This window comes from Fructobacillus sp. EFB-N1, assembly GCF_001038455.1.
GTDB classification, from domain to species: Bacteria; Bacillota; Bacilli; order Lactobacillales; family Lactobacillaceae; genus Fructobacillus; species Fructobacillus cardui.
The window spans coordinates 1-771 of the sequence record NZ_LDUY01000058.1; the positions used below are offsets into that span (position 1 = coordinate 1).

1 protein-coding gene is annotated in these 771 nt (G+C 43.2%); it reads left to right on the plus strand.

What is annotated here, in order from left to right; genetic code table 11:
* On the plus strand, window positions 1-771 hold a 771-nt coding region (locus FEFB_RS08050; RefSeq protein WP_047975734.1), incomplete at both ends, for a phage tail protein.

Genomic DNA, 771 nt, shown 5'->3' on the forward strand with positions numbered 1-771 from the left:
TACCAATCGGTTCGCCAATTGAGCAAGAACAGACTGAACAGTCTAGTGATGACACGGCGGCGGCTCAACCAAAGACAACTATTGAATCAGTCAATAACGGTATTCGATACTTAGACGACACGGCCTTAATTGGACGCTTTGGCATTATTCAGAAAGCGGTTGAGTGGAACAATGTAAAAGTTCCTAGCATTCTGAAGAGCAAAGGACAGGATTACCTGCAGAATCAGCGAGTCGGTTTGCTGACATGGTCGGTTGATGTGGTCGATATATCGTTACTAGATAATGCTTATAAGTCGTTTGAAATGGGTAACTTTTACCCAATATATGACCAGTTCTTGGGTCTGGTGGAAGATTTGCAAGTTGTGGCAAAAAAACTTGACATTACGCAACCGCATAAGATGTCACTCACGATTGGAACGAAGAATCGGACGCTATCACAGTACCAGTTAGATTATCAGGCGGCTATGCAATATGCCCAGCAACAACGGCAGAACGCTCAACAGACTGCTAATGATTTGAAGAATCGAATTAAGGAACTGTTAGAAGTGACTAATCGTATTCCCGAACAGGATAAAGAGATTGCTGATTTACAAGCACGGCTGAAAGAACTTGAATCACAACAGTCACAATTCTTTGACGGTGCGATTGTTGATGTTTCCGAGTTCCAAGGTGATATTGACTGGAATAAGGTCAACAGTGCAGGACTAGCGTTGGCAATTGTCAGAGTGCAGTACGGTGCTAATCGTGCTGATTTGAAGTATCAACGAAACC